This window comes from Cronobacter sp. HA18006, assembly GCF_011605445.1.
GTDB classification, from domain to species: domain Bacteria; phylum Pseudomonadota; class Gammaproteobacteria; order Enterobacterales; family Enterobacteriaceae; genus Cronobacter; species Cronobacter sakazakii.
Genome location: NZ_JAANQB010000011.1, coordinates 996407 through 1021864 on the forward strand (window position 1 = coordinate 996407; position 25458 = coordinate 1021864).

The 25458-nt window shown below is 52.8% G+C and carries 23 protein-coding genes, 2 tRNA genes and 2 other RNA genes; 11 read left to right on the plus strand and 16 right to left on the minus strand.

Translation table 11 applies throughout. From position 1 onward, the window contains the following. Positions 1-36: 36 nt before the first annotated feature. Positions 37-768, minus strand: coding sequence for a TonB system transport protein TonB (tonB, locus tag G9X48_RS06455; protein WP_015386619.1), 732 nt, complete (start codon positions 766-768; stop codon positions 37-39). A 223-nt stretch (positions 769-991) separates the two neighbouring features. On the opposite strand from tonB, the gene G9X48_RS06460 reads away from it, so the two are divergent. Further along, complete coding sequence (locus tag G9X48_RS06460) at positions 992-1288, plus strand: YciI family protein (protein ID WP_007868299.1); 297 nt, start codon at positions 992-994, stop codon at positions 1286-1288. Between the two features lie 83 nt (positions 1289-1371). Here the strand turns inward: G9X48_RS06460 and G9X48_RS06465 are convergent, their stop codons facing one another. After that, positions 1372-1641, minus strand: coding sequence for a hypothetical protein (locus tag G9X48_RS06465; RefSeq protein WP_097641279.1), 270 nt, complete (start codon positions 1639-1641; stop codon positions 1372-1374). Between the two features lie 499 nt (positions 1642-2140). Continuing rightward, positions 2141-2314, minus strand: a complete 174-nt coding sequence (locus G9X48_RS06470; RefSeq protein WP_100207185.1) for a YciY family protein — start codon at positions 2312-2314, stop codon at positions 2141-2143. A gap of 144 nt (positions 2315-2458) precedes the next feature. Between G9X48_RS06470 and cls the strand changes: the two genes are divergently transcribed. Beyond that, a complete protein-coding gene (cls, locus tag G9X48_RS06475; protein ID WP_007850578.1) occupies positions 2459-3919 on the plus strand; it encodes a cardiolipin synthase in 1461 nt (486 codons plus the stop codon). Between the two features lie 34 nt (positions 3920-3953). Beyond that, on the plus strand, positions 3954-4283 hold the full coding sequence (locus tag G9X48_RS06480) for an HI1450 family dsDNA-mimic protein (RefSeq protein WP_004385008.1): 330 nt from the start codon (positions 3954-3956) through the stop codon (positions 4281-4283). Positions 4284-4312: 29 nt separating this feature from the next. Here the strand turns inward: G9X48_RS06480 and G9X48_RS06485 are convergent, their stop codons facing one another. From G9X48_RS06485 to G9X48_RS06515, 7 genes are all read right to left on the minus strand, one after another. Beyond that, positions 4313-5149 (minus strand): ion transporter, encoded by an 837-nt coding sequence (locus tag G9X48_RS06485; protein WP_097641278.1) that lies wholly within the window; start codon positions 5147-5149, stop codon positions 4313-4315. Between the two features lie 46 nt (positions 5150-5195). Continuing rightward, positions 5196-6200 (minus strand): murein tripeptide/oligopeptide ABC transporter ATP binding protein OppF, encoded by a 1005-nt coding sequence (gene oppF / locus G9X48_RS06490; RefSeq protein WP_004385006.1) that lies wholly within the window; start codon positions 6198-6200, stop codon positions 5196-5198. Continuing rightward, entirely contained in the window at positions 6197-7210 is a 1014-nt protein-coding gene (locus G9X48_RS06495) for an ABC transporter ATP-binding protein (protein ID WP_007890028.1), read from the minus strand. Before G9X48_RS06495 ends, oppF begins: the two co-directional genes overlap by 4 nt. Before the next feature lie 11 nt (positions 7211-7221). Further along, positions 7222-8130: an oligopeptide ABC transporter permease OppC gene (gene oppC, locus G9X48_RS06500; RefSeq protein ID WP_004385004.1), complete on the minus strand. Its 909-nt coding sequence runs from the start codon at positions 8128-8130 to the stop codon at positions 7222-7224. A gap of 14 nt (positions 8131-8144) precedes the next feature. Next, complete coding sequence (gene oppB, locus G9X48_RS06505; RefSeq protein ID WP_004385003.1) at positions 8145-9065, minus strand: oligopeptide ABC transporter permease OppB; 921 nt, start codon at positions 9063-9065, stop codon at positions 8145-8147. Between the two features lie 83 nt (positions 9066-9148). Further along, positions 9149-10777, minus strand: coding sequence for an oligopeptide ABC transporter substrate-binding protein OppA (oppA, locus tag G9X48_RS06510; protein ID WP_007850594.1), 1629 nt, complete (start codon positions 10775-10777; stop codon positions 9149-9151). Between the two features lie 790 nt (positions 10778-11567). Beyond that, complete coding sequence (locus G9X48_RS06515) at positions 11568-12215, minus strand: YchE family NAAT transporter (RefSeq protein ID WP_167553568.1); 648 nt, start codon at positions 12213-12215, stop codon at positions 11568-11570. Positions 12216-12684: 469 nt separating this feature from the next. Between G9X48_RS06515 and adhE the strand changes: the two genes are divergently transcribed. Continuing rightward, a complete protein-coding gene (adhE, locus tag G9X48_RS06520; RefSeq protein ID WP_097641277.1) occupies positions 12685-15363 on the plus strand; it encodes a bifunctional acetaldehyde-CoA/alcohol dehydrogenase in 2679 nt (892 codons plus the stop codon). 359 nt (positions 15364-15722) lie between these two features. Here adhE and tdk read toward each other — a convergent pair whose 3' ends face one another. Beyond that, entirely contained in the window at positions 15723-16328 is a 606-nt protein-coding gene (gene tdk, locus G9X48_RS06525; RefSeq protein WP_012124558.1) for a thymidine kinase, read from the minus strand. Positions 16329-16869: 541 nt separating this feature from the next. Between tdk and hns the strand changes: the two genes are divergently transcribed. Next, positions 16870-17283 (plus strand): histone-like nucleoid-structuring protein H-NS, encoded by a 414-nt coding sequence (hns, locus tag G9X48_RS06530; RefSeq protein ID WP_007679581.1) that lies wholly within the window; start codon positions 16870-16872, stop codon positions 17281-17283. Positions 17284-17397: 114 nt separating this feature from the next. On the opposite strand, the gene G9X48_RS06535 is transcribed toward hns, so the two are convergent. The 4 genes from G9X48_RS06535 to rssB all read right to left on the minus strand — a co-directional run bounded on the left by G9X48_RS06535 (position 17398) and on the right by rssB (position 21911). Further along, entirely contained in the window at positions 17398-18411 is a 1014-nt protein-coding gene (locus G9X48_RS06535) for an NAD-dependent epimerase (protein WP_004384997.1), read from the minus strand. A gap of 14 nt (positions 18412-18425) precedes the next feature. Beyond that, entirely contained in the window at positions 18426-19766 is a 1341-nt protein-coding gene (locus tag G9X48_RS06540; RefSeq protein WP_004384996.1) for a UDP-glucose/GDP-mannose dehydrogenase family protein, read from the minus strand. 21 nt (positions 19767-19787) lie between these two features. Next, entirely contained in the window at positions 19788-20696 is a 909-nt protein-coding gene (galU, locus tag G9X48_RS06545; RefSeq protein WP_007850600.1) for a UTP--glucose-1-phosphate uridylyltransferase GalU, read from the minus strand. Between the two features lie 201 nt (positions 20697-20897). Continuing rightward, positions 20898-21911, minus strand: coding sequence for a two-component system response regulator RssB (gene rssB / locus G9X48_RS06550; RefSeq protein ID WP_004384995.1), 1014 nt, complete (start codon positions 21909-21911; stop codon positions 20898-20900). Positions 21912-22264: 353 nt separating this feature from the next. Here rssB and G9X48_RS06555 point away from each other — a divergent pair, with 353 nt between their 5' ends. From G9X48_RS06555 to G9X48_RS06580, 6 genes are all read left to right on the plus strand, one after another. Then, entirely contained in the window at positions 22265-22723 is a 459-nt protein-coding gene (locus G9X48_RS06555) for a YchJ family protein (RefSeq protein ID WP_105629571.1), read from the plus strand. Between the two features lie 50 nt (positions 22724-22773). Further along, positions 22774-23616, plus strand: coding sequence for a formyltetrahydrofolate deformylase (purU, locus tag G9X48_RS06560; RefSeq protein WP_004384993.1), 843 nt, complete (start codon positions 22774-22776; stop codon positions 23614-23616). Between the two features lie 168 nt (positions 23617-23784). Continuing rightward, a non-coding RNA gene (locus G9X48_RS06565) (RtT sRNA) lies at positions 23785-23925 on the plus strand. A gap of 28 nt (positions 23926-23953) precedes the next feature. Next, positions 23954-24038: transfer RNA gene (locus G9X48_RS06570), tRNA-Tyr, on the plus strand. Positions 24039-24082: 44 nt separating this feature from the next. Then, positions 24083-24213: non-coding RNA, RtT sRNA (locus G9X48_RS06575), on the plus strand. 36 nt (positions 24214-24249) lie between these two features. Further along, a tRNA-Tyr gene (locus G9X48_RS06580) sits at positions 24250-24334 on the plus strand. 308 nt (positions 24335-24642) lie between these two features. On the opposite strand, the gene G9X48_RS06585 is transcribed toward G9X48_RS06580, so the two are convergent. Continuing rightward, complete coding sequence (locus tag G9X48_RS06585; protein WP_166499918.1) at positions 24643-25413, minus strand: SDR family oxidoreductase; 771 nt, start codon at positions 25411-25413, stop codon at positions 24643-24645. Positions 25414-25458: the final 45 nt, after the last annotated feature.

Here is a 25458-nt window from a genome sequence, read left to right on the forward strand (position 1 = left end):
CAGAGGCTGAGCTCTGGCTTTTTTTCACATGCAGCATTACTGCATGGTTGCGCCGCCATTGATACGGAACACGATATTCACAATCAACCCTGTGCCAGGCTTACCCGCTTCGTAACGCCATTTGCGCATCGCCTGTTTTACTTCTCGCTCAAACATGTTGGCGGGTTTCGCCGACAGGATTTGCACATTCTCCACGCTGCCATCGGGTGCGACGTCAAATTTCACGCGCACCTGCCCTTCCATCCGCAGCGCATAAGCGCGCGCCGGATATTGCGGCTGATTACGGCTTAGCGCGCGCGGGCCCGCGGGCGCGACATTCGCGGGCGCTGACGGCGCGGGCCGCGACGCAGGGGCCGTGGTACGCGCCGGGGAATTATTCTCAAACGGCGACGCCGGGCGCGGCTCAGCGGGTTTGACTTCCCGCTTCGGTGCCTCTTCCACCTTTTTCACCGGTTTGGGTTTCGGCTTAGGTTTCGGTTTCGGCTTCGGTTTTTCAATAACGACCGGTGCTTCTTTCGGCGGCTCCGGTACAACTTCGGGTTCCGGTTCTGGCTCGGCGACAGGCTCGGGCGGCGGCGCCACTACAGGCTTTGGCGGCTCCAGCGATTCAGGCGCGACCATCGTCACAGAGATCGGCTGCGACGGTGCGGGCATCTCAACCACCTGATTTGCCGAGGTATATAGCACAGCCGCCGCCACAATGGCACCGTGGATCGCGACGGAAAGCAGCGTCGGCCACGGAAAACGGCGAGGCATATCAAGGGTCATTGAAGTCATAGTCGTTTCACTGAATGAATGAGAGCTCAATTTTAAATGCAAATAGCAATCATATTCAACAACTCAGCCCGCTTCTGCGTCGTTTCTCAGGCGGAGTGCTGAAAATTCCCGCGTTGATGTTAAGGATTTAACAGGTCATTTAACTTTGCGTTGCACACCTGACGGCTTTCACCTACCGTTATTCACCTTGCCGTTTCATAAAAAGGAGTGCGACATGCTGTATGTCATTTACGCGGAAGATGTGGCTGATTCTCTGGACAAGCGTCAGTCGGTGCGCCCGGCGCACCTGGCGCGTTTACAACTGTTACGTGATGAAGGGCGTCTGCTGACGGCAGGGCCAATGCCTGCGGTGGACAGCAACGATCCGGGTGTAGCGGGTTTTACCGGCTCAACGGTGATCGCAGAGTTTGCCTCGCTTGAAGAAGCGCAGGCCTGGGCTGAGGCCGACCCGTATATTGCCGCAGGCGTTTACAAGACAGTCGCGGTAAAGCCTTACAAAAAAGTATTCTGACCGCGGCCGACAGGCTGCGTAGTGCAAAGGGCATTAACCGTTGGTGTGCCCTTTTTTTGCGCGGTCATTTTAGCAGGCGGACGTTATTTCCCGCCCGGAACCAGCTGTAGCACCGTTGCCGAGGCATGGTGACGTGCGTTATGGCATCGATGAGACGTCACAAACTGACGCGCCGCTTCGCAGGCCGAAACACTTTCTGGCAGACGCTGACTGACGGTAACCGCCTCTTTTGCAAAACCAAAAATTCCGCTGGTTAATGTTCTGTCATCAACAGTTTTTGGCCTCGCTCCACAGGTGCCTTTGTGTAACAAAAATTTATGGATTTCTGTCAGAAATTCCTCTTGCTTAGTCATAAATGCTCCAGCAGTCACGAATGAAAGTTGCACCTGTAGGAATACAAGCTGTCGATGAAGATAATCTAACCTGGACTGACCAGAAACAATCGCCGGAAATAACATTAAAAAGGCTTCATTTTACATAAGAGCAATTATCACCGGCGGAAATACACGATATATGACAATTTGTGAATTTACGTTAAGTTTCGAAAAGTATTTTAAAGCATTGTTTTTTAATGGATTACTTTGATTCGATCAGCATAATCCCAAATCGAAAATATTCAAAAGCAACGAATTTTAGATGGTGGTTTTTTATACCAGAATATTCCTAATTTTATTCCAACCCATTAGCGCGACGCGAGAAGACAAGATCTAAAATTTACCTTAATGCACGCACGATTAAAGAGACGATAAAAAGAGGAATTTGGCGTAATTCAGACGACAGCGATAGAAGGTTTACGAAGGGGCGGTTTTGGCGATATTTCGGGGCACCGCAGGCGGTGCCCTTTCACTACGTTTAGCGATCGTGGATGGCGAACAGCAACGAATTGCGCTGACGATTCACAAGACATTTTCTGATAGCGTGAATTCGCATATTGCGTCGGGATTGTGCTTCCAGCCAGCGCGCTTTACGTCGTTGAGACTGCCGCTGCATGCGCCAGCGCCCAACTTCGGTTCTACTACGCCTCATTTCTGATACTCTTGACTGAAACAGAACCGTCATTATAGCCCCTTCCCGCCTGCAAACCAGCGCTTTTCTGACAGGTTCTTATTGGAGTGCGAAAGGGTTGTGCGTAAACTCTTAACGATACGCTTTTTAAAGGATTTTTAATCTATGACAACCTTCTACACGGTAGTGAGTTGGCTGATCATTTTGGGATACTGGCTACTCATCGCGGGCGTGACGCTGCGCATTCTGATGAAACGTCGCGCGGTTCCTTCTGCCATGGCCTGGCTGCTTGTCATTTATATTCTGCCGCTGGTCGGGATAGTCGCGTATCTGTCGGTCGGTGAGCTTCACTTGGGCAAACGACGCGCCGAACGCGCCCGCGCCATGTGGCCATCGACCGCGAAATGGCTGAACGATCTTAAAGCCTGTAAACATATTTTCGCCGAAGAAAACAGCGCCGTGGCGAGCGCCCTCTTTCAGCTTTGCGAGCGCCGCCAGGGCATTGCGGGCGTTAAAGGCAACCAGTTGCAGTTGCTCACCTCCTCTGACGACGTGATGCAGGCGCTGATCCGCGATATTCAGCTCGCCCGCCATAATATCGAGATGGTTTTTTATATCTGGCAGCCCGGCGGAATGGCCGATCAGGTCGCCGAATCGCTGATGGCCGCAGCGCGTCGCGGCGTGCATTGCCGCCTGATGCTCGACTCCGCAGGCAGTGTCGCCTTCTTTCGCAGCCCCTGGGCGGGCATGATGCGCAATGCAGGCATCGAAGTCGTCGAAGCGCTGAAGGTCAACCTGATGCGTGTGTTCCTGCGCCGTATGGACCTGCGCCAGCACCGCAAAATGATCATGATCGACAACTATATTGCCTACACCGGCAGTATGAATATGGTTGACCCGCGTTATTTCAAACAGGACGCGGGCGTCGGTCAGTGGGTGGATTTAATGGCGCGCATGGAAGGCCCGGTCGCCACCGCAATGGGCATCGTCTACTCCTGCGACTGGGAGATTGAAACCGGCAAACGCCTGCTTCCTCCGCCGCCAGACGCCAACATCATGCCTTTTGAGCAGGCGAGCGGACATACGATCCATACTATCGCGTCCGGGCCTGGCTTCCCGGAAGATCTCATCCATCAGGCGCTGCTGACTTCGGTGTATGCGGCGCGTGAATATCTCATAATGACCACGCCCTACTTTGTGCCGAGCGACGACCTGCTGCACGCCATCTGTACGGCGGCGCAGCGCGGCGTGGATGTGAGCATTATTCTGCCGCGTAAAAATGACTCCCTGCTGGTGGGCTGGGCGAGCCGCGCTTTCTTTAGCGAGCTGCTGGCGGCGGGCGTGAAAATTTATCAGTTTGAAGGCGGGCTGCTGCACACCAAAAGCGTACTGGTCGATGGCGAACTGAGCCTGGTCGGTACCGTTAATCTGGATATGCGCAGCCTGTGGCTTAATTTTGAAATTACGCTGGTCATCGATGACGCCGGATTCGGTGCCGATCTCGCCGAAGTGCAGGATGATTATATTTCTCGCTCGCGCCTGCTGGATGCGCGCCTGTGGGTAAAACGGCCCTTCTGGCAACGTGTGGTAGAGCGACTGTTTTACTTCTTCAGTCCGTTGCTGTAAAACGTGCCCAACATCATTTACTGGGGTAGTCACGATGGAAATGGATCTGAATAACCGCCTGACGGAAGACGAAACGCTTGAACAGGCTTACGATATTTTTCTGGAGCTGGCGGCGGACAATCTCGATCCGGCGGATATCATTCTGTTTAATTTACAGTTTGAAGAGCGTGGCGGCGCGGAGCTGTTCGATCCGTCTGAAGAGTGGCTTTCGCATGTCGATTACGATCTGAACCCGGATTTCTTCTCTGAGGTCGTCATTGGCCTTGCGGAGAAAGACGGCGATGAAATCACCGACGTCTTCGCCCGCGTGCTGCTGTGCCGCGAAAAAGATCACAAGCTGTGCCACATTCTGTGGCGTGAGTAATTACAATTCGCGCGGCATTCGCCGCGCAATTATTTCTCGTCCCTGATTTTTACTCCGCACGCCTGACAATAATTCGCCTGTTTTTGATATTTCGCGCCACATGCCGGGCAGCGCTGCGCCTCTTTTTTATCCGCCAGCGCGCTGGTCATTTGCGAAGTAATAATGCCGGTCGGAATAGCAATCACAGAATAGCCAATCAGAATGAGCAGCGAGGCCACCGCGCGGCCACCCGCGGTATGCGGCGTAATGTCGCCATAACCGACCGTCGTTACCGTCACCACCGCCCAGTAGACCGAGGTGCCAAGCGTGTTAAAACCGCTTGATGCCCCCTCAATGCCGTACATCAACGCGCCGGCAATCACCATAACGATAGAAATAAACGCATAAAACGCGATGAGCTGATGGCGGGCGTTCACAATGGCCTGCCAGAGCAGGCTGGAGGAGGACATGATGCGCAGCAGTTTCAGAATACGCAGCACGCGCACCGCGCGCAGCGTACGCCAGATAAAAAGGTAGTTCATGCCAAGCTCAGGCCAGAGCCAGAGCACATAGAGCGGCAGCACGGTCGCCAGATCGATAAGCCCCCAGAAGCTCAACGCATAGCGCGCCGGATTCGGCCAGACCAGCAGGCGCAGCAGATACTCCAGCGTAAAGACAAAGGTAATGCCCATCTCAATCAATACGAAGACATGCCATTCGCTGTAAGTGAGATGATATTGCGTGCCGAGGCCGGACTCGATGAACACAACAATGACGCTGAAGAGCGCAAACAGCCCACAAAGCGCCTCAAAGCGGCGACCGCTGCGCTGATACTGGTCGAAAAGAAAATGGTAGGCGCGCTGACGATATTCGGTTATCCGTGACACGTTGTCCTCGCAAAAGAAAAGGGCTGGCACCTGCCAGCCCTTGCGATTATAACGGGTCCACCTTCAGGCAGGAAACCGCATGCCGGAAACTGCCTTCCAGCACCGGCCGCGTCTGAGCGCATTCCGGTCCGGCCATCGGGCATCGCGTGCGGAATACGCAGCCAGACGGCGGATTGATGGGCGACGGCAGCTCGCCTTCCAGCAACTGAATGGTTTTGTTCTTTTCGAGATCCGGGTCCGGGATCGGCACTGCCGACATCAGCGCGCGCGTGTAAGGGTGCAGCGGATGATGATAAACCTCATCGTAAGTGCCAAGCTCCACAGCATGCCCCAGATACATCACCAGCACACGATCGGAAATATGCTTCACCACCGCCAGATCGTGCGCGATAAAAATCAGCGACAGGCCCATCTCACGCTGCAGTTTTTGCAGCAGGTTCACCACCTGCGCCTGAATCGACACGTCGAGCGCGGAGACCGGTTCGTCGCAGATAATCAATTTCGGCTCAAGGATCAGCGCACGAGCGATGCCGATACGCTGGCACTGGCCGCCGGAGAATTCATGCGGGTAGCGGTTGACGAGGTTTGGCAGCAGACCCACTTTCATCATCATCGCTTTTACGCGGTCACGGACTTCCTGACGCGGCATTTTCGGATGATAGGTGCGCAGCGGCTCGGCGATGATATCACCTATGGTCATACGCGGGTTCAGCGAGGCGAGCGGATCCTGGAAAATCATCTGGATATCGCTGCGCACATCGCGCCACTCTTCCTGTTGCATGCCCAGCAGATCTTTACCGAGCCACGCCACGCGGCCGCTGGTGGCTTTGACCAGACCAATAATCGCGCGCGCGAAGGTGGATTTTCCGCAGCCGGATTCTCCCACCACGCCCAGCGTTTCGCCTTCATACAGCCGCAGCGTCACGCCATCGACCGCTTTTAACGTTTTGGCCGGCTGCCAGAACCACTGCTTGCCGTCTTTAATATCGAAATGCACCTTGAGATCGGCCACTTCGAGCAGAACTTTTCTCTCTTCAGCTACGGTGCTCATTTCAGCTCCTCCACCGGTTTAAAGCAGGCGCGCAGGCGGCCAGGGGCGAATTCTTCCAGCGGCGGCGTCGTGCTGCAGATTTCCATTGCGTGCGGACAGCGCGGCTGGAACGGACAGCCTTTTGGCAGGCGCAGCAGGTTCGGCGGGTTGCCCGGAATGGTGAGCAGGGATTCGCCTTCCGCGTCGAGACGCGGCACGGCATTAAGCAGACCGATAGAATACGGGTGCGCCGGATCGTAAAAGACCTCACGCGCTTTGCCATATTCCATGGTGCGGCCTGCGTACATCACCAGCACTTTGTCGCAGATGCCCGCGACCACGCCGAGGTCGTGGGTGATCATAATGATGGCGGTGTTGAATTCGCGCTTAAGTTCGTTCAGGAGCGTCATGATTTGCGCCTGAACGGTCACGTCGAGCGCGGTGGTCGGTTCATCGGCGATCAGCAATTTCGGACGGCACAGCAGCGCCATCGCGATCATCACGCGCTGGCGCATACCACCGGAGAATTCGTGCGGGTACATGCGCATGCGCTTGCGTGCTTCCGGCATTTTCACCGCGTCCAGCATCCGTACCGACTCTTCAAATGCCTCGGCTTTGCTCATGCTTTTATGCAGCATCAGCACTTCCATTAGCTGCTCACCAACGCGCATATATGGGTTCAGTGAGGTCATCGGATCCTGGAAAATCATCGAAATCTGCTCGGCGCGCAGGCGATTGAGCTCGCGCTCCGGCAGGTTGAGGATTTCACGGCCGTTAAACGTCGCCGAACCGCCGATGCGACCGTTGGCGGCCAGCAGACCCATCAGCGCGAACGCCGTCTGGGATTTGCCGGAGCCGGATTCGCCGACGATGCCGAGCGTTTCGCCGGCGCGCAGGCTGAAGTTGAGATCGTTGACAGCGGTAACGTCGCCGTCGGGCGTCGCGAAGGTGACGCGCAAATCTTTGACGTCAAGCAGCGTCGCTTGAGACGCCGCGCTCTGTTGCGGCGCAGAGAGTTCAATGGTGCTCATGGCGGCACTCCTTAACGATCTTTCGGGTCGAGGGCATCACGCAAGCCATCGCCGATAAAGTTAAAACAAAACAGGGTGACCACCAGGAAACCCGCCGGGAAGAGCAGCAGCCAGGGCGACACTTCCATGGAGTTAGCGCCATCGCTCAGCAGCGCGCCCCAGGAGCTGAGCGGCTCCTGCGTACCGAGGCCGAGGAAGCTTAAGAAGGACTCAAACAGGATCATGCTGGGCACCAGCAGCGAGGCGTAAACCACCACCACGCCCAGCACGTTAGGCACGATATGACGCACGACAATGTTCGCCGTCGACACGCCGCCCACCTGCGCTGCTTCGATGAACTCTTTACGCTTCAGGCTGAGCGTCTGGCCGCGCACGATACGCGCCATATCAAGCCAGGAGACCATCCCGATAGCGACGAAAATCAGCAGGATGTTCTGACCGAAAAAGGTCACCAGCAGAATAACGAAGAACATGAACGGGAAGGAGTTAAGGATCTCCAGCAGACGCATCATCACCGAGTCCACTTTGCCGCCGAGATAGCCGGAAAGCGAGCCGTAGAGCGTACCCACGATCACCGCCACCAGCGCCGCCGCGACGCCCACCATCAGCGAGATACGCCCGCCGATAGCAACACGCACCAGCAGGTCGCGGCCTGAAGAGTCGGTGCCGAACCAGTGGCCCGATTCGGTATCAGGTGGCGCGGACATCATGCCCCAGTCGGTATCGAAATAGCTGAACTGCGACAGCATCGGCGCGAGGGTGACGAACAGCGCAATCAGCGCCAGCACAATCAGGCTCGCCACCGCCGCGCGGTTATGCATAAAGCGACGGCGGGCATCCTGCCACAGGCTACGTCCTTCTACTTCCAGTTTTTCACTGAAGTTTTCCAGCGCCTCGCTGTTTTTCTTACTCAACATCATGGCGTACTCCAGTGTCAGTAACGAATTTTCGGATCGATAACGGCATACAGCACATCGACGATCGCGTTAAACAGAATGGTCAGCGCGCCGACAAGAATCGTCAGGCTCAGTACCAGCGAGTAGTCGCGGTTGAGCGCGCCGTTCACGAACAGCTGGCCGATGCCCGGCAGGCCGTAAATAGTTTCAATAACCATCGAACCGGTGATGATGCCGACAAACGCAGGGCCCATATAGGAGAGCACCGGCAGCAGCGCGGGTTTCAACGCGTGGCGCAGAATAATGCGGCGCATCGGCAGCCCTTTGGCGCGAGCGGTACGAATGAAGTTGGAGTGCAGCACTTCAATCATCGAGCCACGGGTAATACGCGCGATACTGGCGATATAAGCCAGCGACAACGCGACCATCGGCAGGATCATGAATTTCAGCGCCCCGCCATTCCAGCCGCCGCCCGGCAGCCAGTGCAGCGTTATCGCGAAGATCATGACCAGCAGTGGTGCCACCACGAAGCTTGGAATGACCACGCCGGTCATCGCCACCCCCATGACGGCGAAATCCCACTTCGTGTTTTGTTTGAGCGCGGCCATCACGCCTGCCGCCACGCCTAAAATCACCGCCAGTAAAAACGCCGCAGCGCCTAATTTCGCGGAAACCGGGAAGCTTGAGGCCACCAGATCGTTTACCGAATAATCCTTGTATTTAAAGGACGGACCGAAATCACCTTTCGCCAGTTGCTTCAGATAATTGAAGTACTGGGTCATGATGGGGTCGTTAAGATGATATTTCGCCTCGATATTCGCCATCACTTCCGGCGGAAGATTACGTTCGCCGGTAAAAGGACTCCCCGGCGCGAGACGCATCATAAAGAAGGAGATAGTAATTAGAATAAACAGCGTCGGAATCGCTTCCAGACAGCGACGTAAAATAAATTTCAACATTGCCCGTACCTTCTGGCGTGTGCCTTTGACTCACGGAAAAATAAGACACAGTGGGGCAGGACGCCCTGCCCCACGCATTGCCATTAATGTTTGATAATATACAGGTTTTTAACGTATACATTATCCAGCGGGTCTTTACCGGTGTAGCCACCGACCCACGGTTTCACCAGGCGGGCGTTCACGTAGTAATAAACCGGAACGATAACGGAATCTTTATCCAGTTGTTGCTCCGCTTTGTTGTAAAGCTCGCTACGCTGACCTTCGTCACTCACCTGCAGCGTCTCCTGCATCACCTTATCAAACGCGTCGCTCTTATAGTGCGAGGTGTTGTTCGAGCTGTTGGAGAGCATGGTGTTCAGGAAGGACGTCGGTTCGTTGTAATCCGCACACCAGCCCGCACGCGCCACGTCAAAGTTGCCCTGATGACGGGTATCCAGGAAGGTTTTCCACTCCTGGTTTTCCAGCTTCACGTTCACGCCCAGGTTTTTCTTCCAGATGGACGCGGCCGCGATCGCCAGTTTTTTGTGCAGATCGGAGGTGTTGTACAGCAGATCGAACGTCAGCGGCTTGTCAGCGGTATAGCCCGCTTCGGCGAGCAGTTTTTTGGCTTCGGCGTTACGCTGTTCCTGGGTCATTTTAAACCAGGCCGGTTCGGTGAATTTCGCGCCGTCGGTGTACGGCGGGGTGTAACCATAGGCTGGCAGATCGCCCTGGTTTTTCACTTTATTCACGATGATATCGCGATCCAGACCCAGCTTCAGCGCGGTACGGACGCGCGGATCGTTAAACGGCGCTTTCTGATTGTTGATTTCGTAGTAGTAGGTGCACAGGTACGGGTCGACGTGCACTTCTTTCGGGATCTCTTTTTTGAGCTTCTGGAACAGTTCAATCGGCATGTTGTTATAGGTCATGTCGATTTCGCCGCTGCGGTAGCGGTTAACGTCAGTGACTTCAGAAGAAATAGGCAGGTAGGTCACTTCGTTGATAACGGTTTTCGCGTTATCCCAGTAGTTGGTGTTGCGCTCAAGCACGATGCGCTCGTTCACCACCCAGGATTTCAGTTTGTACGCGCCGTTAGACACGATGTTGGCCGGCTGGGTCCATTTCTCGCCAAATTTCTCAACGACGGCTTTAGGCACCGGAGACATGGAGGAGTGAACCAGCAGCTTATAGAAATACGGGACCGGCTCGCTCAGGGTGACTTCAAGCGTATGGTCGTCGATCGCTTTTACGCCAAGATCGGTGGCAGGTTTTTTACCGGCGATGATGTCGTCGATATTCGTAATGTGGCCGTATTGCAGGTAGCTTTCATACGGAGAGGCGGTTTTCGGGTCAGCCAGGCGCTGCCAGCTGTAAACGAAATCTTGTGCCGTGACCGGCTCGCCATTGGACCATTTTGCGTCTTTACGCAGATGGAAGGTCCAGACTTTAAAATCTTTGTTTTCCCACTTTTCGGCAACACCCGCGCTCGGGTGGCCTTCAACATCAGTAACCAGCAGACCTTCGAAGAGGTCGCGGTTGATGTTGGACTCCGGCACGCCTTCAATTTTATGCGGGTCGAGAGACTGCACTTCCGAACCGTTGTTGCGCACCAGCGTCTGCTTTTCCGCCAGTTGCACACCCGCAGGAACATTCGCAGCCATTGCGTTACCCGCGATTAGCGCAGAAAGGATCCCCGCAGCTACCAGACTTTTTTTTGTGATGATGGACATTGTGTTGGTACTCCACTCATTATTATTACTGACGAAAGTCAGCCCGTTCTCCCCTGACGGGGACCTGTGCAGCGCAGGAGCTTTCGCGTCTGCCAGGTGGTTTTCTTTTTTACAGCTTGCTATCACCGACTTTATTTATCACGGCTGCTCTCTGGCTGCCTGTCGTCGATTCTTTACTGCCCTTCCCTGTTTTAAGGACAGTCTCTTTGCGCGCTACCTGTTGGAGGAAAGCGCTTTCATACGAAAATCGTTCTCACCTGTTGATAATTCGCAGGCAAATGTTTTGCCGGAAAGTATCAAATGCGTGAATTGTGCGCCAATACAATTTACAAATTTGTTAACCGCTTCTCTTTTGTCATGAAGGACAATGTGGAGCCAGGCAGGCTGCAAAGTACAGATTTCTAATTATTATCCTGTTCATTCAACAGGTTACACAAAATCAGTCGTATGCGCGCGTCATGTCACTCTGCTCACAGCGCATCGCAACATAAAGTTAACAATTGAACAAAAATTAGCACATTTATCTACGCTGGCGTTGAAATTACTAATATCATTTCGTTAAACCCGCATCAATACTCAAACTATCATGTGACAAAAATAACAGACTGATTGCTTTATTTATGAACGCAACGAATGTAACCGACACTGTAATTGATTGTTTTAATAATCAATTACCAGATATCAGATAAAGTTATGAGTAAAAAATCGAAACGCAGAGGGTTATAGGAAATGCTAATAATAAAAGAAAAAAGCGAAGCATCCGCTTCGCTTTTATGAGGAAAGAAAATGACTAACTTACCAGGCCCGGAAAGAGCGCTTTAATCCCTGTCACGATAAATTCAATGCCCAGCGCCATCAATAATAGCCCCATGATACGGGTAATGACGTTAATGCCCGTCTGCCCCAGAAGGCGAACCAGCCACGGCGCGAGGCGAAACACCCCCCAGCAACACGCCGCGAAAAGCGCGATGGCGACCGTAAAGCCCAGCATATATTGCCAGCTGTGATAGCGCGTACCCCAGACGATAGTTGAACTGATTGCCCCCGGGCCCGCCATCAGTGGCAATGCCAGCGGCACGACGCCGATGCTCTCACGGATCGCCGTTTCTGACTTCTCCTGTTTGTTTTGCTTATCCTCACCCAGTTTCCCGCTAATCATCGACATCGCGATGGTGACAACCAGAATACCGCCAGCAATGCGGAAGGAGTCAATCGAGATGCCGAAAATCTGCAGTATGGCATCGCCGAGAAACAGCGATGTCCAGAGAATAATGGCCACGGAGAGGTTTGCCGTCAGATTGGTTTTATTGCGCGCCGCCGCGGTCTGATAGCTCGTCATACTAATGAAGACGGGAATGATGCCCACCGGGTTTACCAGTGCGAACAGCCCAATAAAGAACTTAAAAAAGGTTGGCAAATCAAACAGCATAGAATTCAAGGGAAGCTCCGCAGATTGGTGAGGCAACGGCGTGCGTAATGTAATGCAAAACCCCTGCTTACGCTACGCCCTTACGCCTTTATACATTCCTGATCTCGCGCCCATTTGACCGCGTCGACCTGTGTTATTCTTTTGTTGATTTATGGTGATTTAATTATTCAAAAGTGTAGTAAATATATTAACTAACGCTGAAATACCGCTATAAGGGCTGCTGAAAGGAGTCAGCATGGGGTTAAATTGATTTAGATCACGCTTTTGGTAACCAGAAGTGAGTATCTTGATGATGCCGCCAGGGAGTAAGACATTTCCCAGAGAAATGTTTTAAGGCAAGGCTCTTTTAGTAAATCAGCGGGGTTTGTGGTCGTTGTGCTGGTAAACCTGTCTGTAACGCACGCTGTTTGGGGCTGACTATACTGTCGTTTCGAGCAGATGATTTACTAAAAGAGTTTAACATTATCAGGAGAGCATTATGGCTGTTACTAATGTCGCTGAACTAAACGCCCTCGTCGAGCGCGTCAAAAAAGCCCAGCGTGAATATGCCAACTTCACCCAAGAACAGGTTGACAAAATCTTCCGCGCCGCCGCTCTGGCCGCTGCAGATGCTCGAATCCCCCTCGCTAAAATGGCCGTTGCCGAATCCGGAATGGGTATCGTCGAAGATAAAGTGATCAAAAACCACTTTGCTTCTGAATATATCTACAACGCCTATAAAGACGAGAAAACCTGCGGCATTCTCGACGAAGATGACACCTTTGGTACGATTACCATCGCTGAACCTATTGGCATCATCTGCGGTATCGTTCCGACCACTAACCCAACGTCTACCGCCATTTTCAAATCGCTTATCAGCCTGAAAACCCGTAACGCGATCATTTTCTCTCCGCATCCGCGTGCGAAAGATGCAACTAATAAGGCTGCGGATATCGTGCTGCAAGCCGCTATCGCTGCAGGCGCGCCGAAAGATCTGATCGGCTGGATTGATCAGCCTTCCGTTGAGCTGTCTAACGCGCTGATGCATCACCCGGATGTCAACCTGATTCTGGCCACCGGTGGCCCGGGCATGGTGAAAGCAGCGTACAGCTCCGGTAAGCCTGCGATCGGCGTAGGTGCTGGTAACACGCCGGTTGTTATCGACGAAACAGCCGATATCAAACGCGCTGTCGCTTCTATCCTGATGTCTAAGACGTTTGATAACGGCGTTATCTGTGCCTCTGAACAGTCTGTCATCGTTGTTGATTCTGTTTATGATGCGGTGCGCGAACGTTTCGCGAGCCACGGCGGCTACCTGCTGCAGGGCGCGGAACTGAAAGCCGTGCAGAATATCATTCTGAAGAATGGCGCGCTGAACGCAGCTATCGTAGGTCAGCCGGCGGTAAAAATCGCCGAGATGGCAGGCATCACTGTGCCGTCCAGCACTAAGATCCTGATTGGCGAAGTCTCTCTGGTGGATGAAAGCGAACCGTTCGCTCATGAGAAACTCTCTCCGACCCTCGCCATGTATCGCGCAAAAGATTTCGAAGATGCTGTTGAAAAAGCGGAAAAACTGGTTGCGATGGGCGGTATCGGTCACACATCTTGCCTTTACACCGACCAGGATAACCAACCGGCTCGCGTCACTTTCTTCGGCGATAAAATGAAAACCGCGCGTATCCTTATCAACACGCCGGCTTCTCAGGGTGGTATCGGGGATCTCTACAACTTCAAGCTGGCACCGTCTCTGACGCTGGGTTGCGGCTCCTGGGGTGGTAACTCCATCTCTGAAAACGTTGGTCCGAAACACCTGATCAACAAGAAAACCGTTGCTAAGCGAGCTGAAAACATGTTGTGGCATAAACTTCCGAAATCTATCTACTTCCGTCGCGGCTCACTGCCGATTGCGCTGGATGAAGTGATTACTGATGGTCACAAACGCGCCATGATCGTGACTGACCGCTTCCTGTTCAACAACGGTTATGCCGACCAGATCACTTCCGTACTGAAAGCGGCTGGTGTTGAAACTGAAGTGTTCTTTGAAGTAGAAGCTGACCCGACCCTGAGCGTGGTTCGCAAAGGCGCTGAGCTGATGAACTCCTTTAAACCGGACGTTATCATCGCGCTCGGTGGTGGCTCCCCGATGGATGCCGCGAAAATCATGTGGGTCATGTACGAACACCCGGAAACCCACTTCGAAGAACTGGCGCTGCGCTTTATGGATATCCGTAAACGTATCTACAAGTTCCCGAAAATGGGCGTGAAAGCGAAAATGATCGCCGTCACTACCACTTCCGGTACCGGTTCTGAAGTCACGCCGTTTGCGGTGGTTACCGACGACGAAACCGGTCAGAAATATCCGCTGGCGGACTACGCCCTGACCCCGGATATGGCGATTGTCGATGCCAACCTGGTGATGGATATGCCGAAGTCACTCTGCGCCTTCGGTGGTCTGGATGCGGTCACTCACGCGCTGGAAGCTTACGTTTCTGTACTGGCCTCTGAATTCTCCGATGGTCAGGCGCTGCAGGCACTGAAACTGCTGAAAGAAAACCTGCCGGCGTCTTACCATGAAGGTTCGAAAAACCCGGTTGCGCGTGAACGTGTTCACAGTGCCGCGACTATCGCCGGTATCGCATTTGCGAACGCCTTCCTCGGCGTGTGTCACTCCATGGCTCACAAACTGGGTTCACAGTTCCACATTCCGCATGGTCTGGCGAACGCCCTGCTGATTTCTAACGTTATCCGCTATAACGCGAACGATAACCCGACCAAGCAGACCGCTTTCAGCCAGTATGACCGTCCGCAGGCGCGTCGCCGTTATGCTGAAGTCGCTGACCATTTGGGTCTCACTGCACCGAGCGACCGTACCGCAGCGAAAATTGAGAAACTGCTGGCATGGCTGGAAAGCATCAAAGCTGAGCTGGGTATTCCGAAATCTATCCGTGAAGCAGGCGTTCAGGAAGCCGACTTCCTGGCCCATGTTGATAAACTGTCTGAAGATGCCTTCGATGACCAGTGTACTGGCGCTAACCCGCGCTACCCGCTGATTGCCGAGCTGAAACAGATCCTGCTGGATAGCTTCTACGGCCGTGAATACAAGGAAGGTGCTGAAGCTGTAAAAGCTGAAGCCGCTCCTGTCGCGAAAGCTGATAAAAAAGCCAAGAAAACGGTTTAAGATCGTTTAAAGTTAAAAACCCGCCGCCCGGCGGGTTTTTTTTGCTCTGTGCAAACCGGTGTACCTAAGAAAAGCAGACAGCGCGTTGCCATCCATTGTCTGACTAAAACCCCACATCAGACTTAAACCTCACTGATGCACTAATGAATGTTGCGCTTCATCGGTTTTTACCAGGCAGTGTGGCGAGGCATATAGAAGACGCATATGAAGTGGAAAACCCCGTATCCTTCTCTCAGTACCCTCCTGTGCCCCAGTTTCTTTTGACTTTGACGGTCAGATGACCGTATTCATAAAAAAGCCTCAGCGCAATCGTGAGGCTTGTTCAGTTGGACCCATAGGGGGGCGCAGGCTAAAGTCTTTTAGCGGCCCTGAATCGCTTTTAGGGAGCCCTTTTCCAGGGCTTCTTTATAATGCTTACGACACACCGACACATAACGCTCGTTGCCACCAATGACGACCTGTTCGCCTTCATTATAAGGTCGGCCCTCATGGTCGAGACGAAGCACCATGCTCGCTTTACGACCACAAAAGCAGACGGTTTTCAGCTCTACCAGTTTGTCAGACCATGCCAGCAAATACTGGCTTCCTCCAAAGAGTTCACCACGAAAATCCGTACGCAGGCCATAACAGAGCACAGGAATATCCAGCTTATCGACGACTTCAGAAAGGGCGTAAACCTGATCGCGGGTCAGAAACTGACTTTCATCCACCAGCACGCAATGAACGGGGGCTTCCTGATGCGCATCGCGAATATCTTCAAATAAAGACGTATGCGCATTATAAAGTCTTGCTGGCGAGGATAATCCTATACGGGAACTCACCTTTCCTGCGCCAAAACGATCATCAATTTCCGCGGTATAAACAAGGGTACGCATTCCCCTTTCCTGGTAGTTATATGAAGACTGGAGTAATGCTGTAGATTTACCGGCATTCATCGCCGAATAGTAAAAATAAAGTTGCGCCATCTGCTCGATAACCCTGGCTTAAGTGTTGGTTAGTCGCAGCCAGTGTATCATATTCTCTGTAAGGGGCATGCAACTCTCGGCTCGTCGCAAGCCATCCTTATATAGCGAGTGGCGAAAAGCCGCCCGCTCAACACTTTGAAACACATTTATGGCTCTTATTGTGGATAAACTGTGGAGACCGCGGCCATTTTAGCCTGTTAATCAAATAGGCATAACGTGCTGGCTATTCTAATAAGCAGCGGTCAGCGATTGATGAGTGATCCACTAATACAGAGGCGAGATATTAACTGATGCGGATAATAATCCCTTAAAAAATGGTGTTTCTCTGGTGAATTCGTACCTGGCGGCCCCGCTATCAGGGCAGTTTTTACATGGGTAACTTTGTGCGTCACTTCAAGAAAAATTTAAGTATCGCTTTATTAAACGCGCACAAATAATCCGATATTTTGACTTCCTTACATTTCGGCCTATTGCAGAACTGAATTTAAGGCTCTATTATTAGCTCAACACACCACCCCATTATAAGTTTGAGATTACTACAATGAGCGAAGCACTTAAAATTCTGAACAACATCCGTACTCTTCGTGCACAGGCGAGAGAATGTACTCTGGAAACTCTGGAAGAGATGCTGGAGAAATTAGAAGTGGTTGTAAATGAGCGCCGTGAAGAAGAAAGCGCTGCCGCTGCGGAAATCGAAGAACGTACTCGCAAATTACAGCAGTACCGTGAAATGCTGATCGCTGACGGTATTGATCCGAATGAATTACTGAACAGCATGTCTGCCGCTAAAACCGGTACTAAAGCTAAACGTGCTGCACGTCCGGCCAAATATCGTTATACCGACGAAAACGGCGAAAGCAAAACCTGGACCGGCCAGGGCCGCACGCCTGCCGTGATCAAAAAAGCAATCGACGAGCAAGGCAAACAGCTGGACGATTTCCTGATCAAGGATTAATTTCGTTCAGACAGTGCTTTTGGTGCTGTATTAAAAAACCCGCCTCGGCGGGTTTTTTGTTTTAAGGCCTCTCATAAAAAGCGAGAGGCGATTTGAGACAATAACAGTGGAGGACTACGCCTCTACGTTATAAAACGCTTTATACCACGTCACAAAGCGTTTAACGCCCTCTTCCACGCTGGTCTGCGGCTTAAACCCGATCACCTCATAGAGTGCGGAGGTGTCGGCACTCGTCTCAAGCACATCACCCGGTTGCATCGGCAGCATATTTTTCTGCGCTTCTTTGCCCAGCGCTTTTTCCAGGGCGGAAATATAATCCATTAACGCAACGGGAGAACTGTTGCCGATATTATAAACACGGTACGGCGCGGAACTGGTGGCCGGAGAACCGTTTTCCACGGTCCACTGCGGGTCTGCCTGCGGAATAACATCCTGCAACCGGACAATCGCCTCAGCAATATCGTCGATATAAGTAAAATCGCGTCGCATCTGGCCGTGATTATAAACATCAATGCTGCTGCCTTTGACAATTGCCTGCGTAAATTTAAAGAGCGCCATATCCGGACGCCCCCAGGGGCCATATACGGTGAAAAAGCGCAGCCCTGTGGTCGGCAAGCCATACAGATGCGAATAAGTATGCGACATCAGCTCATTGGCTTTTTTGGTCGCCGCATATAAAGAAACCGGATGATCGACAGAGTCGTCAGTAGAAAATGGCATTTTACGGTTAAGACCGTAAACGGAGCTGGAAGATGCGTATAATAAATGCTCAACCTTATGGTGGCGGCAACCTTCCAGCACGTTTAAATGCCCGGTCAGGTTGGCATCCGCATAGGCATGTGGATTTTCCAGTGAATAACGCACGCCAGCCTGTGCGGCAAGATGAATGACGCGTTGCGGCTGATGCTGTGCAAATAACGTTTCCATTGCCTGACGGTCTGCCAGATCAATTTTTTCGAAATAAAAAGCAGTGTGTTGTTTAAGAAGATTGAGGCGGGCAAGTTTGAGGTTGACGTCATAATAGTCATTCAGGTTATCGATACCGATAACCTGGTGACCGGCTGCCAGCAGACGTTCGCTAACATGAAAACCAATAAAGCCCGCTGCGCCGGTAACCAGAAATTTCATACGATCCTCATTAATTATGCAATGTTAATGGATGCTCCACGGCCGATTGCATAATAAACAAAGCCGCGTTTGCTGAGCCTTGCCGGATCATACAGGTTACGGCCATCAAAGATAACCGGTTCTTTCAGGGAATTTTTGATGAAATCAAAATCCGGCGCGCGGAATGCCTGCCACTCGGTGCAGATAATCAACGCGTCCGCGCCCTGCAGCGCCGCTTCTTTGGTGCCCATCAAACGCAAGTCTGCACGATGACCGTAAATACGCTGGGTTTCATCCATCGCTTCCGGATCGTAAGCCTGAACGGTGGCGCCGTGTTTCCACAGCTCTTCCATCAGCACGCGGCTTGAGGCTTCGCGCATATCGTCAGTATTTGGTTTGAAAGAAAGCCCCCAGACCGCGAAGGTTTTACCTTCCAGATTCTCGCCGAAATGACGACGAATAAATTCTGGCAGCTTCATCTTCTGATCGTTGTTGACGTCTTCCACCGCTTTCAGCAGGCGCGGCACATAACCGATATGCTCAGCAGTGCGGATCAGCGCCTGAACGTCTTTCGGGAAGCAGGAGCCGCCGTAGCCGCAGCCAGGATAGATAAAGTGGTAGCCGATACGGGAATCGGAGCCGATGCCCTGACGCACTTTCTCGACATCCGCGCCCAGGCGCTCAGCCAGGTTTGAGATCTCGTTCATGAAGCTGATTTTGGTTGCCAGCATGCAGTTGGCGGCATATTTCGTCAGCTCGGCGCTGCGGATATCCATCAGGATCATGCGATCGTGATTGCGGTTGAACGGCTCATACAGCTCACGCAGCAGTTCGACCACGTCGTCGTTGTCCGTCCCAACCACGATACGCTCAGGACGCATGCAGTCGGCAACCGCGGCGCCCTCTTTGAGGAATTCCGGGTTGGAAACCACATCGAACGGGAAATCCACACCGCGCGCTTTCAGCGTTTCGCTCATTACCTGACGCACTTTATCCGCCGTACCAACCGGAACGGTAGATTTATCCAGCACGACTTTATGGCTGGTCATATGCTGGGCGATAGTGCGCGCCACAGCAGTAACATATTTCAGGTCGGCAGAGCCGTCCTCATCAGGCGGCGTGCCTACGGCGATAAACTGCATCACGCCGTGGTTTACGCCTTCTGCGGCGTCGGTGCTGAAATGCAGACGCCCTTCTTCGTAGTTTTTCTTCACCAGCGGCGTGAGGCCTGGTTCATAGATAGGGATAACCCCTTTCTTCAGGTTTTCAACCTTGTTGGCGTCGACGTCAATACACATAACGTCATGACCAACTTCCGCCAGTACAGCGGCCTGTACCAGCCCCACATAGCCAATACCAAATACGGTTACTTTCATTACGTTGTCCCGGGTGATTAATTACTTCTTGTCGCCGACGGTGTCGTTAAGCCAGGCTTTGAACTCTTCACCCAGCGTATTGTGGCGAATTCCGTATTCCACAAAGGCCTGCATGTAACCCAGTTTGTTACCGCAATCGTGGCTTTTGCCTTTCATGTGGTACGCCTCAACGGTTTCTTTATCCATCAGCATCGCGATGGAGTCGGTCAGCTGGATCTCATCACCTGCTCCCGGAGGCGTTTTCGCCAGCAGAGGCCAGATATCCGCGCCGAGCACGTAACGACCAACAACCGCGAGGTTGGACGGCGCCACGTCGGCTTTCGGTTTCTCAACGATGCCCACCATCGGTACGCTGTCGCCCGGCTGCAGTTGCGCGCCCTGGCAGTCCACCACACCGTAGGCGGTCACGTCTTCTACCGGCTCAACCATGATCTGGCTGCGGCCAGTCTCATCGAAACGTTTGATCATTTCTGCCAGGTTGTCCTGAGAGAGGTCGGATTCAAACTCATCGAGAATAACGTCTGGCAGAATGACCGCTACCGGCTCGTTGCCGACAACCGGATGCGCGCACATCACCGCATGGCCCAGACCTTTTGCGAGGCCCTGACGCACCTGCATGATGGTCACGTGCGGCGGGCAGATAGACTGCACTTCTTCCAGCAGCTGGCGCTTCACGCGTTTTTCCAGCATCGCTTCGAGTTCAAAACTGGTATCGAAGTGGTTTTCGATGGAATTTTTTGAGGAGTGAGTGACCAGAACAATCTCAGTAATGCCAGCGGCAATACACTCATTAACCACATACTGAATTAACGGTTTATCCACCAGCGGCAGCATCTCTTTTGGAATCGCCTTCGTGGCCGGCAACATCCTGGTTCCTAATCCCGCAACAGGGATTACTGCTTTTTTCACTTTCGAATTAATGGCAGCCATTGAATATTCTCCTGGACTGTTCAAGTTTCACACTTGTTCGTCAATTAAAAACGCGTTCGAGTATATCAGTTAAAAAATGAGGAAAGAGTCTGAATACCCTTACGTCATGGCAATTTAGGACAAATACGAAGAAAACTGACGCGATATTACCACCCGTGCAGACAGCCTGGAAAAGCTATCTGCATCAGATAAATCAAATGCTCATTCTGCAGACAACATGAGTCTTAAGCGACCACCTGCACCCCAGACCTGACACTGCCAGGCTTCGCAGCGCTGGCTGATTTGATTTAAGTAAGTATTACCCAGAGTGCCCAAAGGGACACCATTACTGAGCTGAATTTGGTTATCTCCGGTATTTAACGTCGCGTTAAGACCGGCTGAGACTAATATGAGGTTTTTTAATTCGCTGTGGTAATAACCGACCAGCAAAGGAAATTGCCCGTACAAATTTGCCTGGCGCAACAATTGATTTACCTGCTTAAGTAAAGCCCCAAGCTCGGGTAAACGCTGCCGCTGTTGCGAGAGTTGTTCCTGAAGCAAACCATTAAATAATGCGCGTAATAACAGCGCGGCCAGCACGCCGTTGTCGCCAGCGCGCGTCACATCCAGGCAATAAAACGCCAGGTCGTTGTCGGAAATTGGCGCAATATCCAGCACCAGTCCCAGTTCATCCGCGGCGACTAACTGGCGATAATTCACCCGACAGTGCGACATCACCTGCTGCACCGGCGGCTGCAACTCTTTCAGCAGCTTCGCGGCGGCGTGAGGATTATTGACCAGCGCGTCCCAGTCCTGAAACAACCGCTCTTCTTCCTCAACACGCGAATTAAACATGTTGGGATAGAGACAGGCATAAACGGTTTCACGCAGCCGGTTAAAATCTTTGACGGGTTTTAGCAGCACGTCCTGCACGCCAAGGCGCAGCGCTTTGGCGATATCCGCCATATTGTCCGTCGCGGAGATGACCAGAATCGGGGTTTGATTGCCGTCGTTGCGCAGACGCTCGATCAGCTTCAGGCCATTCATGCGCGGCATTTCCAGATCGCAAATCAGCAGATCGGGCGCGGCGTCGTGCATTTGCTCCAGCGCGTCAACACCATCTTCAGCAAGATGGGTCTGCGCGCCCAGCGATGACAGCCATGCATCAAGCATTGAACGAAAAACGGCTTCATCTTCAACGATGAGGATCTGTTTGCCGGCTAATGGTTGCGTCATCTCTCCCCCCTGAATGACTTGTTGCCAAGTTTGGCATGCTCAGGCGGGCTGTGCCTGTCAGAATTGCCCGAAGAATGTCAGCGCAACAGGAAGAAACATAACGCTTTTGCGCCTGGCGCAATATAGCGGGAGTGATAGTGCCCTGTGACCAAAAGATAAACTGCAGCATGTGAATACTTTATTTTATACCTTTGTGTAAGGCTAAGCCTTGCTGTGTGTGTTCGCCCAGGCATCAGGCGCCACGGGCGTAAAAGTCTGCATCTCTGGCGGCGGCGTGGCATCAAGGCCGTCGCTCGGTTAACATAGTGCCGCTGTGGCGTTTAACGCCTTAATTTTGTCCTCAAGGAGAAATCGTGTCGCAACTTTGTCCTTGCGGTAGCGCTCTGGAGTATAGCCTATGTTGCCAGCCTTATCTTTCTGATAACAAGAGCGCAGCCCTGGCATCACAGCTTATGCGCTCTCGCTACTGCGCTTTCGTGATGAAAAATGCGGAGTATTTGATAAAGGCTTGGCATCCCGCCTGCCAGGCAGACCGTTTTCGCGCCGATATTGAAGCGGGTTTTGCCCATACACAGTGGCTTGGCCTGACGATTTTTGAAGAAGCGCCTGGTCATACCGAAAACGAAGCGTACGTCAGTTTTGTGGCGCGTTTCCAGGAAAATGGCAAATCGGGCGCAATTATCGAGCGGTCGCGTTTTCTCAGTGAACAGGGCCGCTGGTACTATATCGACGGCACCCGTCCGGTTTTCGGGCGCAACGATCCGTGCCCGTGCGGTTCCGGGAAAAAATTTAAAAAGTGTTGCGGGCAATAAACCGCTGACTGACAACACACTGGCAAACCTTCAACAGGATCACCCCTGCAATGCAAGCATTACAACGTAAAGTACTGCGTACCATCTGCCCGGATCAGAAAGGGCTCATCGCGCGCATCACCAACATTTGCTACAAGCACGAGCTGAACATTGTGCAGAACAATGAGTTCGTCGATCACCGCACCGGTCGCTTCTTCATGCGTACCGAGCTGGAAGGGATTTTTAACGACGCCACACTGCTTGCCGATCTCGACAGCGCGCTGCCTGCAGGTTCCGTTCGCGAGCTGAACCCGGCCGGACGCCGCCGCATCGTCATTCTGGTGACCAAAGAGGCGCACTGCCTTGGCGATTTGCTGATGAAAGCCAACTACGGCGGTCTGGATGTCGACATCGCTGCGGTCATCGGCAACCATGAAACGCTGCGCCCGCTGGTTGAGCGTTTCGATATTCCGTTTGAACTAGTAAGCCATGAAGGGCTGACCCGCGAAGCGCACGATAAACAGATGGCAGACGCCATCGCGGCGCACGAGCCGGATTACGTGGTTCTCGCGAAATACATGCGCGTCCTGACGCCAGATTTCGTCGCCCGCTTCCCGAACAAGATAATTAATATTCATCACTCGTTCCTCCCGGCGTTTATTGGCGCGCGCCCTTATCACCAGGCCTACGAGCGCGGCGTGAAAATTATTGGCGCGACCGCGCACTATGTGAATGACAATCTGGATGAAGGTCCGATCATCATGCAGGACGTGATTCATGTGGATCACACGTATACCGCCGAAGATATGATGCGCGCGGGCCGTGACGTTGAGAAAAACGTGCTCAGCCGCGCCCTGTATCAGGTGCTGGCTCAGCGCGTGTTTGTTTACGGTAACCGCACGATTATTCTGTAAGGCATTGCCCGTTTCTGTTTAGGTTTAAAACGTTACGGGCAAAAAGTACGCAAACAATCGTTATTCGCTAACGGAAGGCTTTACAGGGGCGCGACATTTGGTATGATGCGCCCCGCTTCCCGCAGCGGAGGCAGGCCAGTAAAGAGCATTACCCCGTGGTGGGGTTCCCGAGCGTACATCAGGGAGCTGACTGCAAATCTGCCGTCATCGACTTCGAAGGTTCGACTCGAGCGTAGTGAGAGAACGTTGCCGCAGGCAACGGCCCGAAGGGTGAGTCGCGAAGCGACGAATAATCCTTCCTTGCTACGATAATGCGGAATAAAGCGTTTTACCCCGTGGTGGGGTTCCCGAGCGGCCAAAGGGAGCAGACTGTAAATCTGCCGTCATCGACTTCGAAGGTTCGAATCCTTCCCCCACCACCATTTTCAACCACTGCACCGTGGTTACCTTGTAAAGTTTACTTCATAGGAAAACTTACAGGGGAAGGGTGAGAACCTTTGATAAGGTTCGAGTCGAGCGATAGCGAGACAACGTTGCCGCAGGCAACGGCCCGAAGGGTGAGGAGCGAAGCGACGAATAATCCTTCCCCCACCACCATCTCACGCAGCACCTCTACAATATGAATTACCCCGTGGTGGGGTTCCCGAGCGGCCAAAGGGAGCAGACTGTAAATCTGCCGTCACAGACTTCGAAGGTTCGAATCCTTCCCCCACCACCATCTCTTTCAAATATCTCCCCAGATTCATACACTCTCCCATCTTGCATATGCTATGGACCGGGGAAGGATGAGAAGCTTCGACGAAAGTTCGCGTCGAGCGACAGCGAGACAATATGTCGCGTTTTGGTGGATGCGCTTCGCTTATCCACCCTACCTTTTTTTCCCCTACGCTATTGTCCGGGGAAGGATGAGAAGCGTCGATAAGGTTCGCGTCGAGCGACAGAGAAATAGCATGTCGCATCATCTGCTTTCGATGGATGCGCTTCGCTTATCCACCCTACAGTGCCTTCATACCTTCGCCCGGCTAATTAGCAAGCAAACGGGGAATGTTGCTGCGCTTCGGTAAGAAATTGCAGGGCATCTTCGCCCGCCGCGGTGTAGAGCGGCGCGTTTTTATCGCGAGCCACGGCAAAAATAGCGTTCGCTACATCGGCTGCGTGCGTCACGGGCGAGCCGGCATCGCCCGCCATGCGGATAAATTCATCCACCATATTTCCATACGCCAGATCGTCCCGCCCGCCAAAATACGCCCTGGCGTTTTCGCCAAACTTCGTTTCAGGCGAGCGCCCCGGTAACACCACATGAACGCGAATACCAAAGGGGCGAACCTCAAGGGCTAATGACTCGCTCCAGGCATTCAGCGCCGCTTTACTGGCGCGATAAAGCCCAATCAGCGGCATCGCTTTGGTGGTGACAGAAGACGACACATTGATGATTACCCCTGATTTTTGTTCTCTCATTTGCGGGAGAAAGGCCTGAGTCAATAACAGCGTGCCCAGAACATTGGTGTTCATTAACTGCTGCGCGGTGGCAAGCGGCGTCAGTTCAACCGGGACCGGCGCGCCGACGCCTGCATTATTCACCAGCAGATTGATCGCGCCCGCCCTTTTCACCACGGCACGAATACTCTCCTCAGACGTAATATCCAGCGGCAAAATTGTCAGCCTGTCACTTTCAGGAAAAAACGACGGATCGGGTGTTCTCATGGTGGCAATCACATTCCAGCCTTTGTCTAAAAAAAGTTGAGCTGTGGCCAGCCCAAAACCTGAAGAGCATCCGGTAATCAGTGCAGTTGACATGGTTAATCCTCTCTGTTGGCAAGAGCAGCAATCATAGCCGCCGCC